Consider the following 16,367-nt stretch of genomic DNA (forward strand, 5'->3'; position numbering starts at 1 on the left):
GCGGCGGTGGCCCGGGGGAAGACAGAAGATCACAATTCTCACGTTTACCCTTCGCCAGCCAAACCTTAGCCACACCTCCGGCTCATTAATCCGCCGTATCGCCCGCTCTGCTCAACGCTGACGCCCATTTCGCGCCATTCCCCCACCATCATGCCCGACGCCCCAAAACCCCGCCTCTCTGACGCGCTCTGCGAGTCCCGCATTCTCCCTGAGTTGTACCTAAACTTCCGGTCGCGCGCTCAATTTTGAGTTGCAATAACGAATTGCGAGTGTTTCGCGCCGGGTGGGTGCTCGCTGACCAGAAGCCGCTTCCTGTCCTTGTCGGCTTCGCCTTTCAGACCCACCCGGCATCACTTCACCGGGGAGCCCCCAATGCAAGAATTTCAGATCGTTGAAAGCCCGGAGGGCTGCCGATTGGTGGGGATCGACATCCACACCGCCACACATCTGCCATTACCGATCACGCCCGAAGACGCGAAAGCCCTGATCTTGGCCGCGTTCAAATCGGACGATGACAAACCCCGCGCCGAATTCCACGGCGTCTTAGCCGACAAAACAGCGAACGGAGTTCGTGTTCACCGCGTCGCCAATGACAGCTGGTTCGAAATTCCCTGGACGGTCATCGCGCGTGACCTGACATGACTAAGATTTACCACCGCTCATACCATGACCGCCGGGTCGAATATGACAAAATCCGCGATGTGATCGAAGACGAAGACCGCCTGAAAAAGCAGGGCGAGATTTATCTGCCCAGACCCGAAGGAATGACCCAATCGCAGTTCACGCGCTATCTCACCGGCGGTTCCTTCTACGCCGTTGCGGAGCGCACACTGCGCGGTCTCGTTGGCGCGGCAACGCGCAACGCCCCGGTGATCGAATTGCCAACCCGGCTCGAACCGATGCGGGATACCGCGACGTTTGAAGGCAATTCGATCACCACCCTGATTGACGACACACTGCGCGAGGTGATGTCCATCGGACGCCGCGCTCTGGTTCTCGACTATCCGCAAGAAGGGGCGGCACCTGCATCCGCTCCGTTCATCTCAACCTTCGATGCGGAGTCAATTCTGGATTGGCGTAATGAACTGGTCGAAGGTCGTCAAAAACTGACCTATCTGCGCCTGCACGAGGACGACGCCGAACTGGAAGATAGCGGCGTTGAACGACACCTCGTCCTGACCCTCGACCCTGTCTACACGGTGCGGCGTTACCATGTGACACGTTCGAAAACCGATGCGTCCACCCAAGAAGTTGAAATTCACGAGCCGATTACTCCGGTGGTGAACGGCAAGCATCTGGACCATATCCCGGCTGTTGTCATTTCGCCCTACAACCTGAAAGTCGATGTGGAGAAGCCGCCGTTCCTCGACCTCGTTAACGTCAACCTGGCTCACTGGCGCGTGTCGGCTGACTACTACTGGTCGCTGTTCCTGACGTCCCAGCCGACGCCTTGGATCGCGGGCAGCATCAACGAGGCAAACAAGCCGCAGCAAATCGGTAGCGGTGCGTTCTGGGTTCTGCCGCAAGGTGCGACAGCAGGGATGCTGGAATTCACGGGCGCTGGCATTGCCGCGCAGAAGACAGCTTTGGATGATCTGACGGCCCAGATGGCGACCTTGGGCGCGCGCATGGTTTATGACGGCAAGGGGCGCAACGAAACGACAGACACAGCCAAGCTGCGCCATCGGTCGGAATTGTCCCTACTGCATTCGTCGGTTGTCATGGTCGAGCAAGGCATCCTGAAACTGCTCAAGATCGCCGCTGAATGGACGCAACCGGGCACGGCTGACGACGTGAAGGTGTTCATGCACCGCGACTTTGTCACGGCCCAGATTGACCCTGCGGTTCTAACCGCTCTGCTCAAGTCATGGCAGGCGGGCGCGATCTCGCACGACACTTTCCTGATGAACCTCAAGAAGGGTGAGCTAATGGATGTGAACCGAACCCTCGACGACGAGAAAGATATGATCGACGAGGACGGGTCGATCCTTCCGGGGGTGACGTGACCTATGATCGAGACGACAGACCCGACCCGTCAGACCCCTGCGTCCCAGCTTGCGGCGGCGGTCATCATGAACGCCGTGCTTGAACTGTTCTATGTTGCCGGAGCGACGTCCCAACTGCACCTGTCTGACAAGCGCGACAACATCTCTTTCTTTACTGCGACGACAGGCGAGTGGGCTGAATCACGACGCAGTTGGTGCGATATGGCGGGATTTGACGAAGGCCAACTCCGAAAGCGCGTTATTGCGTACCTAGAGGGCGACGAGGAACTATTCTGGACAACGAATTCCGCACACTCTCTTCGAGGTGATAAAGCTCGAGTAAGGGCAAAAGGGGGCGCACAATCGCGCGAGATATGGCGAGAAAGGAACGCCCGTCCTGCGCCCGTATCTCATTCCAAGCCGGTCAAACTCCCCCGTATCGTCAAACCTACCCCCAAACCCGAACCCCGCAAATCTCCTAAACCCACTGCTACGCGATCCACTCCCGAGCAACGGCAACAGCGCATTCTTGATGCCCTCAAAGACAGACCTTTGACTATCCGGCAGCTTGTGTTCGCCACAGACGGTGATTTCGACACAACGACGATCCGAACGCACCTTGAGCGTTTACAGAGCCTTGGGCTTGTCGAAAAAGACGGCCCCGAATGGCAAGTTGCACCTAAACTTCCGGTTGCGGCCTGCGCCGGATAGGGGCCAGCGTCAAGTTGCATGACGTGAGCCGGGGGCTCGCAGTGCTCCCTATCTGATGAAAAGGAGCGAGGCGGGTTTCAGTGATTTTCCCGTCTCGCTTTTTCATTATGGAGCACACCAATGGCAGACAGTAACGATGACCAAGCTGCAAAGCTGATAGAATCCCTCTCCGGTAAAATGGTTGAGGCTATCCTTCCCAAAATTGCGGAATCCGTGGAGGCCCAGATTCAGGGCGTCGTCAAAAAGAACGACGAACTGCTGGATGAACTCAAGTTGAAGAAATCGGAAGACGAAGTCGAGGCAACGAAGAAGCTGCTCGCCGGGCTTGAGGCCAAACAGCGGCAGGAAAAGACCGACAAGAATGGCTTGCTGCAATTCGGCTCTGAGGGTCAAAACATCCGGCTGTCCAAAGCCGACGCGCGCGACCCGGTCAAATATCGGTCAGCCAAGAAGCTGGCCGCAGATCGCGGCGTTGACCTTGAAATTGTTCGCGACGAATGAGCCGGGGTCAGCAACATAAACTCCTGAACTTGCCCGATAAGGTTCGGCAGGATGTCGTCCGGGATATCGTTCTCGGGCGGCGTTCCATGGACCGGGTCACGAAAGACCTGCAACGCGACCTCAAGTTTAAAATCTCGACCACGTCCGTCAGTCGGTTCATGGCTCAGCATGTTGGCGAAGAAGAACGCCTTGGCATCTTGGCGCAGGCCGCACATGACGCCAAAATTGCCGACTTCAAAGCGCGCGGCGAGATGATCGACGAGTTCGGCGAGGATACCGACAAGGACCTGAAATGGGTTTTGCGTGAACTGAAATCGTTGCTGCAAGATGCGAAGGATGACGACGAAAAGGCAATGCGCCTTGGTACGTTGAAAGAGTTGCGCCAGTCCCTCATGGCGCTGGCGGACCTGCACGGCAAGTTGAACAAGAAGATGGATATCCATCTGAATCTCAACGAGAGCCCGCAGTTCATTCAACTGCGCCAGATCATCATGCGGGTTCTTGAGAACCTCCCAGCGGCCAAACACGACTTTCTGGACGAAATGGACCGGCTGGGCGTGATCAAGGAACCGGTTCTGATCGATGACCGCCCCTGATCCTCATCTGCTGTCTTTCCTGCAAGGGCTGACCGTTTCGCTCGATCCCGTCGAGCGTTTCCGTCTTGCCATCGGTGAACCGGATGCTTGGCAGGTTGATCTGCTGCGGTCGGATCCGCGTTTAAACGAGGCGGATCGGATGATCCTTGCTCTGTGTGGTCGCCAGTCGGGCAAATCGACCACGGCAGGCGGTCTCGGTTATGACGACTTCTCGCGCGGCAAGACGGTCATCCTGACCGCGCCATCCCTGCGCCAATCAACTGAGTTATTCCGGCGCATTCTGGAATACAAAAACACCGATCCGTTCTGCCCGCCCATCGTGCGCCAGACCCAGACAGAGCTTGAGGCGCACCCCCGGCATGGCGGGCGGATCATCGTCGTGCCTGCGACCGATCAGGCGCGCGGTATGACGGCGGATACGATCATCGCGGATGAGGCGTGCTTCTTGGATGACGACGCCCTGACCGCCTTCTTCCCGATGCGGAAAGAGACAGGTCGTATCTTCCTCTTGTCCACCCCGAACATGCGGCAAGGGTATTTCTATGAAACATGGGCATCGGCAAAGCGGGTGCGCCGCATCACGGCGCGGTCCATCGACATCCCAAGGCGTAAGGCGCAGGTCGAGTTTGACCGCGCAACGATGTCTGAGGCGACCTTTAGACGGGAACACCTTTGCGAATTCATCGGCGCTGGAACGCCGCTGGTGTCTTGGGAGGCGCTTGAGAAAGCATCTAATCCGCACGTCAAAGCACTGGAGCTTGTGTAGCAATGGCAAAGCCAGAATTCATCTTTCACAAAGACGGTACGGTCACGTTGCCATCAAACTCTGATCCCGCAGCAGCCGGGATGCAGAAACGCGGATGGGTGCGCCATCACGTCGGCATGGACCTTGGGCGCAACGACCCGTCGGCAATCGTCGTGGTGCGGGACGAATGCTATCCGCAGTTCACAGGGCGTGGTTTCGAACAGGAATTGGGTCCGAGGCAGGCAACCGTTGTATTCCAAGAGACGATCCAACTTTTCTCCTACACCGACCTTGCCGATTACCTCGCAAAACGCCTGCAAAAAATCCCGCACTGGACCCTGACCGTGGACGCCTCGGGCCTTGGCCAGCCATTCTCATCCGTGCTGGATCAGGCGGGCATCGAACACTTGGGTGTCGTGATTACCGCCGGGTCAGCCATCACCCGCGACGGCAATACGGTGCGCTGCTCCAAATCGCTGTTGGTAGAGAACCTCGCTGCTGGGATAGAGACGGGCGGATTGACGGTCGCCGATGATCTCGACGGCAAACAGGATTTGATCAATGAGATCGCGTCTTTTGAACTGACTTCGACCAGTGCCGGAAATCTTGTGCTGGCTGGTGGTGGCAAAGGGCACCACGCTGACCGCGCCATTGCTGCTGCGCTCGCGTATCTCCGCATAACTCATCTGGGTGCCCAGCAAGGCGGTATTGAGCACCGGCTGCGCGGATGGGCGTGACACTGACGCCCCAGCCCAATCGCTGAGTAATTCTCGGCAGTTGCGGGCAGGTACATCGGGGCTTTCTAGCCTTGTGTTGGCGCCTACGCTTGCCAATCTTTGTTGGCGATAGCTTGATCAAGTGCCGTCATGCTTTTAACGTCTGTGTTGGTTGCTTCGCCAGAAACAGCGTGATCGAATTCCACTAATTTCAGTTCTTCACAAGTGGTGTTGTTACCCGCAACGGCTTGCTCAAAATCCGCCAGATTTTCCTGCTCACGGTGGAGGCCGCCGTTTGTCCGTTCCTTTTCTAGCGCCTTCTTATGAGATTTCTGCCCCTTCCGATACCACTCAATCACGGTGGCGACTTGGACATTAGGGTCATTGCCCATGTATTTCTTGATGTACCGAACGGCACCAGCCTTCCGCCCGTCGACCTTTGGGCCGTCGGGACCATCTGAATCGAGCCAAGCGTTGATGATGGCAAAGACGGACTCAGGATTATGCTCCGGCCATTGCTCACCGACGATGGCGAGGGCAGCGTGAGCCGACGCTGGCGACAGGCTGCCGCGCGGGCCTAAGTCTCCGATGATGGCAGTTGCCACATCGCGCAGGTAGTTGGCGATCCAGTGAGGGAGAGGCACCATTGGATCGTGGCGCTCAAGATATTGCCACGCCTGAAATGCAAGCTCCCGTTTGTAACGCTTGGGTGGCGGCGCGCCTGTTGCATCGCCGCTGTCCATCGGTCTTTCGGCTGGCAGATCGTCGAACTCTCGGGGCTCGAACTCGTTAAGTTCGCGCCCCGGTGACTCCGTATCGGCAGTTCGATTTTTGTGTGACCAATCCATCAAGTCACCATTCATCAGGAAGGTGGCGATTTAGTGGCTTAACATGGAGACCCAGCATGACTTTGAACAAAGAATCCGCAGAAGTTCGGAAAATTGAATTACGCGATGAGTTGGAGCGCAGCATCCGCTACGAAAGGGTGTTTTACGGACGACCTACAGAACGTCTCGCTGCACTAATTGCTTCTCAACTAATCGGCAGGGATCGATATTCGCCGCAGGCACTTTGTTACACAATCGACTGCATTGACGAACTGAGAAGCAGACTAACATCTGCAAAAGTTTGAAAACTCATCTTTTCAAACAGCATTTGGAAATGAGCGATGTTTCGACATCGCTCATTTTTCGCTCTCGCGGTGCTCGCTGCATTCGCCCGGGACGGTGTGCCTTGAGTTCAACGAGAGACCGGGTTCTATTGCGGCTCTGATGGGGGTTAAAGGTTTTGGGCGTCGACATCCCGTCATCTTGCAAAACCGCGTTGGCGCATTGTTTCTGCCATGCAAGATGGCAGGTTTCCGTGCCTTGGGATCATTGTTTTTGCGCACCCGGTTCGTGACAGCAATTGCGGGCTTGCTCCTACCTACCGATCAGATTACCGATGGGACTATCGATCAGACTAACGATAGGAATGAGCATGTCGCTTGACCACGCTCCGTTTTGGTCCGCCGTCAATGAACGCGAAGCCGATAAACTCCTTTCGGAACTCGCAGAAGCGCCGAAGTACGACAAGGTCGTGGCGACATTGTTCGCTGTGATGCAAGCAGGTTACGGAAATACAGCGATGCCTGACGAAGTCAGGTTTGACCTAGATGACGTTCGGGCCGTGATGGGGGCGCTCAAGGATCGTGGCAATATCGACAAAGTTGTAAAGAACGTCGCGGACGTGAAATACACCTACGACGCACGAAAGGACCATCCGGCATCGATACTTAGGAGCGGGCATTGGGTCTGGCTTCAAAATGGCAAAGGTAAGTACATCTTTAAGCGTACACACCGCCCAAACCTAATAGATCTGGAGCACGAGTTCCCCGAGGAAACGGAAATTCACCATGTTCCAGATGGCTTGCCGGAATCAATCTCTGCACTTCTCGGTATCGATGAGCAAGCCGTGCTCGCGAGGGTAAGAAACGGCGGTCTGATTGAACGCTTCTTGAACCTTTCGGGCAGAGCCCATGCTCTACAGGGGCATCACCGGACTACCGTCAAGTACGGGCAAATCGAAATAGACGAAGTTTATGGATACGAACCGCGTCGAGGGGAAGTTGGTATCGTCCCTATTTCGGCAAAAGGTGGAAACGACAAGCTGTCATGGTCGCAGGCGCTAAACCTCAACGTCTACGGGTACGAAAAATACCGCCACCGGAAGGCTGATATTCGCAGCTTAGGAATCCTGCATGATGCAACATCTTTATGGATTGCCGAGTTTTCAAACGACACATCCATCGACAGCATTCAATTGACCCGAGCTAAGCGGTACAGCTTCTTCCATTGAAGCGGCCTCGATTTCGGACTGCTTGCGCTTCTTAGCACCGCTCTTTTTGTCCCGGCGCCCAATAGGGTTGTCGATCCCGAAGTGTGCCGCTGCCTCGGTATTACCCATTGTCAGTAGAGCCGCGTCGCCGAGTTCTAGCGCTTCGGTAGGGCGCGTACCGCGTTTGCCGAGGGCCTTGATGATCGAGGTCGCGACGGCGCGTGCCAGCGGTGGTGGAACGGCATTGCCGATCTGCCTTGCTCCGTGCCACTTCGTTGCATTGAAGCGGAACCAATCGGGGAAACCGTGAAGTCGTGCCATTTCGCGGACTGTTACGCATCGGTCGAAGGCGTAGTGGATCGGACGGGGGCTTGTGAACGCGCCTCTGGCGGAATCTGTTCCGGCTCGTAGGGTGTTGGATACGCCATCTGCTGGCAGCTTGAAGAAGCGTGAAATCGGCTCTACGCGACCTTGTTCAGTTTCACGAAAGCGTCTTCGGGAAATATCGGTGTGTTCAGTACGTGCGCTGGACGTCAGTGTACCCGGCTTCCAACTACGCGGATGACCATAACCCCACGCGTCGTTACCTTGCCCTCGCAGGGGCTCCGCATATTTACTGGGTTTGCCGAATGCGACACCTGCGACGGCATCCGACAATCGAAGTTGTTCGAACGCTTCTGCATCCGGCAGATCGCCCAGCGCATCCTCGCAGGTTGGACGCTTCGAAATCACCTTGGGATAGTCGGGCAGCTTGTTTCCCTGCTTCGTACCCATCAGGATCAACCTTTGCCGGTCCTGTGGAACGCTATAGTCGGCAGCATTCAAGACACGCCAATCCTTTTGAACGTCGTATCCGAGCGCCTCGAACTCTTCGATCAGTTCGAACAGGAATTTCCGGTGCTTGCCGACGGTCAGGCCTTTCACATTCTCGAAAACAAAATAGGTGGCGTCCAACTCCCGCACGATGCGAACGAAATCCTTCACCAGCGAGTTACGTGGATCGTCTAACGCACGCTGGCCGATCAACGAAAACCCTTGGCAGGGTGCGCCGCCAAACACGACATCGACCTTTCGATTACGGATACCCGCGGCCTTTCTGATGTCCTTGCCAGATACATCTGTTACCGATTTCGGGATAATGGCACACTGGGGGAAATTATACTTGTGCACAGCGGCGTGAACCGGGTCGAGCTCTACAGCCGCCACGACATCAAACCCAGCTTGCTCAAAGCCGAGGCTCATTCCGCCCGCACCTGAAAAGAGATCGACACCAATCGGTCGCGCCATGCTCTGCCTCCCGTCGTTTTCGAACAACATATCGGTACGATGGGGCAATGACCAGCAAAACCTAGCGACTTAGGTAGTCCTCGACACGACGGACGGTTGCGTCGAGATCGCGTATTTCGCATTGCCAGATGACCATCGAATCCCAGCCAATGTCATGTAGTTCGGTTAAAACCCTGTTATCACGTTCTTTGTTTGTTTCAATCTTCGGAACCCAATACTCAGGTCTGGATTTAGGAAGTTTGCCCCAGCGGCAGCCATGCCCATGCCAAAAGCAGCCATGGACGAAAATCACCTTTCTTCGAGATGGAAAAACGATATCCGGACGTCCGGGCAGATCACGGCGGTGGAGCGAGTAACGGTACCCAAGGCGGTGAAGAGCGCGCCTAAGCGAGAGTTCCGGTTTCGTGTCCTTCTGGCCGACCTGCGACATGATGAAGGAGCGACGTTCTGGCGATACATGATCTGGCATTGCAACAGTTATACGGCGCCAATCGCAATTTCACGAGACATCGGTACAACCGGTTGTTTCATTGGAACAACCGGTTGTCTGCCAGGCGTTTGCCGAATGCCTCAACCTTGTTCAGGAATGGTGGTTTCGGTTGGAGCAATTTCACCAGTAGCGCGATAGTAGGCTTTTTCGACTTCCGACCACCGTCCAGTCATTGGCAGTGCGATTAAGTGCAAAATTAGCCAGCAAGCGTATGTCACTTCGGGATCCCAGAAGTTACCCACGGCCATCTTGCCGTGTGCTATCTCGTGCCTAACAGCCGTGCCACCTGCAAAAGAAAACAATGACTCTATCTCGTGAATGAAGCCGTCGGGAAACATTTTTTCCAACTCAGGTTTCCATTGCCTGTCTCTGTTAAGCAATAGAGACAAGGTCGCCTCGCTTTGGAGGCCGTTTTCATTTGTTAGTGTGCAGTCGATGCCGTTCAGCGTTAGCGCGTGCCTAAGAGTGTTCTCCAATTGTGGGATTAGCATTGATGCAGCGTCAATGTTCTCCCCTTGGATGAACGCAGCGATGCCTCTGGCAAATATCCTATGGTGACCCGGGGGAATAAGCACGCTTTCTCGCAGCATCGCTTCAATGGCATCAACCGAAACTGGATGCTCATCAGCCAACGTATGTTTGGTGGGGTTAATCACTCCGATGACCGCTATCTCTCGGGCTTGCTTTCGATTGAAGCTCATTAGCCAGCGCATTTGGTTCTCGTCGTCCAAACCAGATGACTTGAACGTGACACGGCCTTGAGAGTCGTAGACCTGCATGGGCATCATAGCCTGCAGAGGATTTTCCGCAGAATGCTGTTCGGCCTGTTGTCTGCAAGCTGCTTCGCTCGGAACTTGATCGCAAAAAAGAAGCCGCAGCAAAGCGTTGGGGAAAGGTTGACCACTTACCTCTGAAATCGCTGCGTCGACTAAATCCGATAGATCAATTTCCGTAGAAAAACTGCCCATCTCGTCGCGGATATTCACCTGAACTTCGCGCAGTTTTTCTTCAATGGCCACCCGTTCATCGCGAGTGTTAGGTGCCTGACGGAGAACTTCGATGGCATCCTGTAGACAGGAGCTTTTCAACATAGCTGAATCGGCCATTTCTGCCTTTTGTTCGTGGCAGCCAGCAATGCCGCGGATACAACGATGACGCCCATTGTCGTCATTGACCAATCGAAAAGAGCGTGACGCGGTTTCTAACAGCCATTTCCGCGTGTCAGGGTTGTTGGCATATTTCTCTAGTTCCACCATTCGCTCTGCATCGCCCGCAATGGTTTCGGGTGCCGACAGTCGGTGATCAAGGTCTACTTCCGCCAATCTGCAAAAATCAGCCCCTCGATCTTCTGCAGCCGCCTGACGCACTAAATCTGAAATTAAGGACTTGGTTCGCTCAGCCGAACTTAATTGCCACCGCGTTATCCGCGATATTCGGGCGGCGCGAACCGCCATTTCCTTAGCTCGAACACACCAAGCGGAATCATTTTCGAAAGCCATAGATATACCGCCAGCTAGCAATGCCTCAATGGCATCACAGTACGCATGTACCGCGAGATCAGCGGCGTCTTGACGTCTACGCTGAACCGTCCAAGCAACGTCCCCAAGCCTTGCTCTAAGTCCGGCGTTCTCTATCGAGGGAGCAATTTCAGCGATGATTTCAATTTGGTCTGCGCACAGATCGCCGGGAACAAGTGATCGGCGGCCTTCCAATACCATCATTGGCTTAAATGGCTCAGCCGCGTTGTCAGGGTCCATGTGGTAGTTGCACAAACCTTGCATCAATTGAAGGGCCGATGCCTGGGCATCAGGCCTTTCGCCGACAAGCTGAGCGAACTGCCGGTTTATGTCATAGCAATCAATGCTGCATAGTTCGTTCAAGGCAGCATTGATGCTCAATGCCTCCAACTCATTTAGGGACACTGCGAAAGTTACGCCGGGGATCTCTGCTTCTATATCCTGTTCGGTCATTCAACTGCCTCAACTTTGAGATGTATGAACTATCTGATCAACGTCGGCACTAAAAGAGCAACCAAAGGTGAGACTTGCGAAATCCTCGTAACCCTCACGACACGCCCTAAAAACGCTGAAGTTCCATATGGGCTTCCCATTCGGTTTGCGCTTGTTTAGCGCCAACCAACATTGAATGCCTCATTAGGCTCTCGAAGACGTCGAGCAAGGGCGTCAATCGACGCGGCTGTCTGGCGGATTTCGGGAATGCCACTTTCAAGATCATCGAGGTTCATCAGATCAATAGATTGAAATCTCTCATCAACTGAGCGCAGCAATCTGGCTCCATGTGTGCGAAGTGCGTCGGTTTCCTGCTCCTCCTTCGTTGGTTCAAAAGGATTGGCGCTTAGCATCATGCCTTTGGACCGGTCGTGTTGCCGCCACTTTTCGAGGTTCAAATCGCAGTCCGATGCGAGCTTTTGATAGCTCCCTCGGACGTCTGCCAGTGCAGACCGGGCTTGGAGCCTAACGTCCCGCTCATGTGCCTTGTCAGCGGATAGGAATGATTGCCTTGCGACACCCAAAGCCAATACTGCAATACGCACGGCAATAATGCTCGATACCACTGCAATGAGAGTGGCGGTCAGCATAATTGCTTCCATCCAGTTGTTTTGAAACCATGAGATCAAATTAGACACGACGGCACCTTATTTAGATATTCTTATTCAACTGCATCTACATATGGTGCCACAGATGCCCGATCACAAGCCCGCCCCACTACTTCAAACGACCCTTGCAAAATCCTTGTAACGCCGAACGCCCACCGCGACTAACGCTTTGCCAACAAGCGGTTAGCGTCTAGCCCTAGGTATTTGTAATCAGTAGGTCCGCGGTTCGAGTCCGTGTGGGGGCACCACTTCACCTAGTGCTTACACTTAGCGTCTTTTCCAACGCTAGATACACGATCCTTGGACCAGTCGATGAGGGCGGGTGCTGCGGAGATCCAGAACCAATTCATGTAGATCCCACGATAGCCGGTCACCAGTAGCGATACCAAAAAGCTCGCGAGCGACAGAACCACAATGCAGCGCAGGGCGGCATCTTCAAATCTGCTCAGTATTGCGATCAGAAGGTAGAAGGTCGCCAGACCGAAGCAGAATAGTGCTGGCCAGCCTTCCTCAAACACCCGGGCAACGACAAAACTGTTGACGCCTTTGGGCAACAGCAATAATGGGAACCCCATCTCTTGAGCAACTGCGAAGGCTCTGAGCGTCACGGCCTCGTTGTTGCCCAGACCGACTCCGAAGGCTTCTCCGTTTTCGAGGACCGACAGGCCGGTTTTGATTGTGATGAGGCGCAGGCCCATGGATCGCAGTGCCGAACCTTCGGCCCGTTGCAGGTAGAATTCAGTGTAATAAAGCTGAAGTGCGACCGTCAGGACTGCGGTTCCCAAGACGACACCAAGCAACCCGCGATATGTCAGGGGACGTCCTTTGAGATAGGCCATGATGAGGATGGCAGGCAGGACGATCAATACCGATGATGATTTCGACAGAAACAGGCATGTCACAGCGATGAAAAGCATCGGGATCACTCCGCTTAGCCTGTCGGTTTTGGACTCACGGCTGCTGCACCAGAAAACAGTCAGGACGGCGAGAAGGTAGATTGTGTGGGTCGCAAAGGTGCTGACTTCGGGGAAAAGCCCGAATCCGCGTTCGTGTTGTGGTGGTAGCGAGAAGCTGGTGTTGGTTCTGAAATCCAGACTGTCCGCACCTATGGCGACCTGCGCCAGAAAGAGGGCGCAGGACATTGCGCCTCCGAAAACTAAACTCTTCAGGAAAGCAATGCGTGCAAAGTCGCGTTGGATTATGTGGCTGATCGTCATCAAGAATGGCGTCACGAAAGCAAGATAGTAGATCAGGATCGGAAGCGACCCGGCCCCCCGATACGCCAATAGCGCTGAGAGGCAGGACATCGCGATGACCACAGCAGATCGAGGCCGTATTTTCGGCAAATACGCGATCACAATCGGCCATGAGGCAAAGGCCAGAAGGTCCATAAGTTGCAGGGACAGTGGCCCCGCGGGCAGCCCCAGCGCTGGAAACCAGACAAAAAATCCAAACGCCGAAGCAAAGGCGCGTAGCAGCGTTTGGTCTGTTCTGGTTTCCGCTCGAAGCAATGCAGCTGACTTATGTTCTCGTTTACTCAGCCTTCTCGGTACTTCAACCTAGGGTAGTGGGCAAGATATACCGGTGCCTACGCCCGTCTGGCGCCACTCGGGAAGTCAGGCTGTCCCTGCGGATCTGGCGGCATAGTAAGCCCGAATGGTCTTTTCTTCGCCTGCGGTCGGAACCCGGTTCATGTGAATGCCACCATAGTCGCGAATGCGCGCGGAATTTGGGCCAAAGATGCTGTATGGGCTGGCGTTGCCCTCGGTTAGGGTCACACCCGCTGCTGTGGAAACCTTGCCGTTGACATTGGCTGTCTGAACCGCGGCAGTGTTCGATGTGGTGACGATGGTATCGACACCGACCAGCGACGCACCGGTTGTCACAGCATTCTGCACCCCGCCGAATGAGCACACGATGCGGGCAGGGGCCGATTGCAGCGTAAAGATCAGGGGCTGACGTTGCTGGGGGTCGTTGGTTCCACCGCCCCGGTGGTTGATGATGTGAGGAAACGCGCGGCTGAGCGCGATCGTTCGAAACGCGACCGCCTCGAACACGTTGACCGAAAACGGAACAGCTCCCTGAAACTCCAGGATGTCGTTGACGCCATCGCTTTCCACCCAGTGGTGGGTGCCGTCAGTCTGGTAAATCGGGGACTGGTCGTCACTCGGGGCCAGAAAGTGGCCGCCCAACGTGCCCTTATTGTTGATCCGCTTTACCGGATCACCCGCAGACGTCACCGGAATGGTCGCAGCTGCGTCCTGAAACATCGTCGCCAGATCGGACGGATCCCGCCACAACAGGGGTTTCAATGCCCCCATGCCTCCGCTTTTACGAAAAACGGCAAGGGAGGTGAGTGAGAGGCTGAGGTCAATCATGCTGCCGCACCGTGATTTTTCGCTGTCGTTGCCCGGAACCCGCCGTATCGGCTGCACGTGGCAGAGATACTGATTGCAGTATTGCGACCAAGGGTGTTGTTGTGCCTAAAGGGGTGGAAGTTGGATGTGTCAGCCATTGGGTCCTCTTGGAATGATATCGTTGCTCAGGGGCAGGACCGCAAAGGCGCGGCGCTGAACCGGCACAGCTGCATAGTCAGTGCCTTCATCAGGGTCCCCTCGGCCATACGCAGCATTCGTTTTAGTGGACTAAGTGTGGAGATTTGCCCAAACGACAGTCCGCACCTTGCGCAACATAACCGTCCCTATGGGACAGGCAGGGGAGATCATTGATCAGGGAATAGCGACTTACACCAGCAAAACGGATTGTACTCGTGGCCCGTTGGGCTTACTGGTTTTTTCAGGCCCGAAACGGGCCGCCTAAAAGGTGCCCGCGTGGTGGAATGGTAGACACAGGAGACTTAAAATCTCCAGGCGGAAACGCCGTGCCGGTTCGAGTCCGGCCGCGGGTACCAGTTCAATGTCAGATCGGAAAGCCCAGCTGCCCGATCAGACGCCAGATGTCCCGGTTTGCGGCCGACAGATCGGCGACGATCTTTTCAATGTCCTGAATGGCCTTTTCGTCGACAGTGTCCTCGCGCCCAAGCTTGATGTCGGTCTTACGGTCCGCGATGCGCATCAGGATCGTCTTGGGATTCCCGCTATCGGCGTCAAACGAATAGATGCAGTGATTGTACCGATTTCGGATCGAGGACAGTTTGCTCAGCCGCTGGGTATGTTCCAGAATCGGATCGCGAATCTCGGCAGGGCGGCCCTCCATCTTGGCAAGCCGCTCTACCATGTCGATACGTGCCCGAGTGGTGTTCAGGGTCAGAAAGATGATGACCGCCACGTCCTTTTTCGTTTCTGTGAGGCCTGCAATCAGGTGGATCAACAGGCTTTCCGTGTTGGTCCACATGTAGTTCAACCGGCCGACCAAAAGGATCAGGCGGTCAAAGCGGGCTTCCAGCGTCTCAGTCAACGGGCTGTCCGTGTGCATTGCTTGCGGTCATCTCAAAGTAAAACTGAGCCGCCGCCGTGCGATTGCTGACACCGATCTTGCCCGCCACATTGTGGACGTGCAGCTTGACCGTGTGTTCGGTGATGCCAAGGTTTGCCGCGATAATTTTGTTGCTCTGACCTTTTGAGACCAGGCGCAGTACCTGCTTCTCACGCCGTGTCAGACGGGAATACAGCGGATGAGCGACCTTCGCCTCGGGTTCCGCTTTGGTATCGCTGACAAGACGGTGCGTCTTTTGGTTTGGGGCGGCCGGCATGCAATCGGCCAAGAAGCTGGGCAGATAGAGTTCTTCGTGCATCAACAGCCGTAGAATCGAGCGCCAGACGTCCGGCGCAACATTCATTGGCAGATATCCGATATCGCCGAACTGCTGCCGGTCCCAGCGTTGGAACAGGAAACGGGCCATTTTGTCTTTGCGATAGGCAAACGCGAGGCAGCCAGAGCCTACTGCGGCGGTATAAACTTCTGGGCGGTTGATCAGATCGTCGAGCATGACCTGATCCACCACAACGACTTTGCCATCCGCTGCGCGTGCTGAATCGGCATTCGCCAATTCACCAATGTCATCAAACCTATGAGCGGCAACTCCAAATTCTGTCTGGACGCTTCTCAACGTCTGGTTCGAGAAGAACAATTCTTTGCCGATGAAGCTGATCGAGAATTCTTCAGGACTTACGTTTAATTGGGTAACACTATCCTGTAACGGATTGCTCATTACTTCCCCCTGTAAACACACGCCTCAAAATTGGGGCGCAATCGTAACCAAAACTTAGAACTTACATTAACGGTAAATTAATAACTTCGTGAGGGGGAGTATAGCTGAAAGAGCGATTTTCATCAACTTCACCGATCGACCTGCCGATTAGGACTAGAACCATCGGGTAGGTTTTGCACAGGTCTTCTCGTAAAAGTAGAAAGAAATTAGGGCCTTAAACGATCCGGGGATT

The 16,367-nt window shown here is 55.0% G+C and carries 17 protein-coding genes and 1 tRNA gene; 9 read left to right on the forward strand and 9 right to left on the reverse strand.

From position 1 onward, the window contains the following. Positions 1-372: 372 nt before the first annotated feature. The 7 genes from ACOQOY_RS17080 (at position 373) to ACOQOY_RS17110 (ending at position 5,275) form a co-directional block, all read left to right on the forward strand. A complete protein-coding gene (locus tag ACOQOY_RS17080; RefSeq protein WP_420586549.1) occupies positions 373-642 on the forward strand; it encodes a hypothetical protein in 270 nt (89 codons plus the stop codon). Further along, entirely contained in the window at positions 639-2,006 is a 1,368-nt protein-coding gene (locus ACOQOY_RS17085; protein WP_420586550.1) for a DUF4055 domain-containing protein, read from the forward strand. Before ACOQOY_RS17080 ends, ACOQOY_RS17085 begins: the two co-directional genes overlap by 4 nt. A gap of 3 nt (positions 2,007-2,009) precedes the next feature. Beyond that, positions 2,010-2,696, forward strand: coding sequence for an ArsR family transcriptional regulator (locus ACOQOY_RS17090; RefSeq protein WP_420586551.1), 687 nt, complete (start codon positions 2,010-2,012; stop codon positions 2,694-2,696). 120 nt (positions 2,697-2,816) lie between these two features. Next, entirely contained in the window at positions 2,817-3,197 is a 381-nt protein-coding gene (locus tag ACOQOY_RS17095) for a hypothetical protein (RefSeq protein WP_420586552.1), read from the forward strand. Positions 3,198-3,283: 86 nt separating this feature from the next. Further along, complete coding sequence (locus ACOQOY_RS17100; RefSeq protein ID WP_420586553.1) at positions 3,284-3,793, forward strand: hypothetical protein; 510 nt, start codon at positions 3,284-3,286, stop codon at positions 3,791-3,793. After that, positions 3,780-4,559: a terminase large subunit domain-containing protein gene (locus ACOQOY_RS17105; RefSeq protein ID WP_420586554.1), complete on the forward strand. Its 780-nt coding sequence runs from the start codon at positions 3,780-3,782 to the stop codon at positions 4,557-4,559. The genes ACOQOY_RS17100 and ACOQOY_RS17105 overlap by 14 nt, the downstream gene beginning before the upstream one ends. A gap of 2 nt (positions 4,560-4,561) precedes the next feature. Next, a complete protein-coding gene (locus tag ACOQOY_RS17110) occupies positions 4,562-5,275 on the forward strand; it encodes a hypothetical protein (RefSeq protein WP_420586555.1) in 714 nt (237 codons plus the stop codon). 83 nt (positions 5,276-5,358) lie between these two features. Here ACOQOY_RS17110 and ACOQOY_RS17115 read toward each other — a convergent pair whose 3' ends face one another. Continuing rightward, a complete protein-coding gene (locus ACOQOY_RS17115) occupies positions 5,359-6,102 on the reverse strand; it encodes a hypothetical protein (protein WP_420586556.1) in 744 nt (247 codons plus the stop codon). Between the two features lie 631 nt (positions 6,103-6,733). Between ACOQOY_RS17115 and ACOQOY_RS17120 the strand changes: the two genes are divergently transcribed. Continuing rightward, the gene (locus ACOQOY_RS17120; protein ID WP_420586557.1) at positions 6,734-7,591 is read left to right on the forward strand and encodes a hypothetical protein; all 858 of its coding nucleotides are present in this window, start codon (positions 6,734-6,736) and stop codon (positions 7,589-7,591) included. Here the strand turns inward: ACOQOY_RS17120 and ACOQOY_RS17125 are convergent. The 6 genes from ACOQOY_RS17125 to ACOQOY_RS17150 form a co-directional block, all read right to left on the reverse strand. Beyond that, positions 7,526-8,857, reverse strand: coding sequence for a DNA cytosine methyltransferase (locus ACOQOY_RS17125; RefSeq protein ID WP_420586558.1), 1,332 nt, complete (start codon positions 8,855-8,857; stop codon positions 7,526-7,528). The genes ACOQOY_RS17120 and ACOQOY_RS17125 overlap by 66 nt on opposite strands. 61 nt (positions 8,858-8,918) lie before the next feature. After that, positions 8,919-9,326, reverse strand: coding sequence for a very short patch repair endonuclease (locus ACOQOY_RS17130; RefSeq protein WP_420586559.1), 408 nt, complete (start codon positions 9,324-9,326; stop codon positions 8,919-8,921). 101 nt (positions 9,327-9,427) lie between these two features. Then, positions 9,428-11,317: a DUF7380 domain-containing protein gene (locus ACOQOY_RS17135; protein ID WP_420586560.1), complete on the reverse strand. Its 1,890-nt coding sequence runs from the start codon at positions 11,315-11,317 to the stop codon at positions 9,428-9,430. Positions 11,318-11,472: 155 nt separating this feature from the next. Then, a complete protein-coding gene (locus tag ACOQOY_RS17140; protein WP_420586561.1) occupies positions 11,473-11,994 on the reverse strand; it encodes a hypothetical protein in 522 nt (173 codons plus the stop codon). Between the two features lie 224 nt (positions 11,995-12,218). After that, positions 12,219-13,106 carry a hypothetical protein gene (locus ACOQOY_RS17145; protein ID WP_420586562.1) on the reverse strand — a complete coding sequence of 296 codons (888 nt, stop codon included), beginning with the start codon at positions 13,104-13,106 and terminating at the stop codon, positions 12,219-12,221. A 474-nt stretch (positions 13,107-13,580) separates the two neighbouring features. Continuing rightward, on the reverse strand, positions 13,581-14,285 hold the full coding sequence (locus ACOQOY_RS17150) for a hypothetical protein (protein ID WP_420586563.1): 705 nt from the start codon (positions 14,283-14,285) through the stop codon (positions 13,581-13,583). 504 nt (positions 14,286-14,789) lie between these two features. Here ACOQOY_RS17150 and ACOQOY_RS17155 point away from each other — a divergent pair. Next, a tRNA-Leu gene (locus ACOQOY_RS17155) sits at positions 14,790-14,875 on the forward strand. 8 nt (positions 14,876-14,883) lie between these two features. Here the strand turns inward: ACOQOY_RS17155 and ACOQOY_RS17160 are convergent. Next, positions 14,884-15,381: a hypothetical protein gene (locus ACOQOY_RS17160; protein ID WP_420586564.1), complete on the reverse strand. Its 498-nt coding sequence runs from the start codon at positions 15,379-15,381 to the stop codon at positions 14,884-14,886. Then, positions 15,374-16,135 (reverse strand): helix-turn-helix transcriptional regulator, encoded by a 762-nt coding sequence (locus ACOQOY_RS17165; protein WP_420586565.1) that lies wholly within the window; start codon positions 16,133-16,135, stop codon positions 15,374-15,376. Before ACOQOY_RS17165 ends, ACOQOY_RS17160 begins: the two co-directional genes overlap by 8 nt. Between the last annotated feature and the right edge of the window lie 232 nt (positions 16,136-16,367).

It is taken from the genome of Ruegeria sp. (genome assembly GCF_965221235.1).
Lineage (GTDB): Bacteria > Pseudomonadota > Alphaproteobacteria > Rhodobacterales > Rhodobacteraceae > Ruegeria.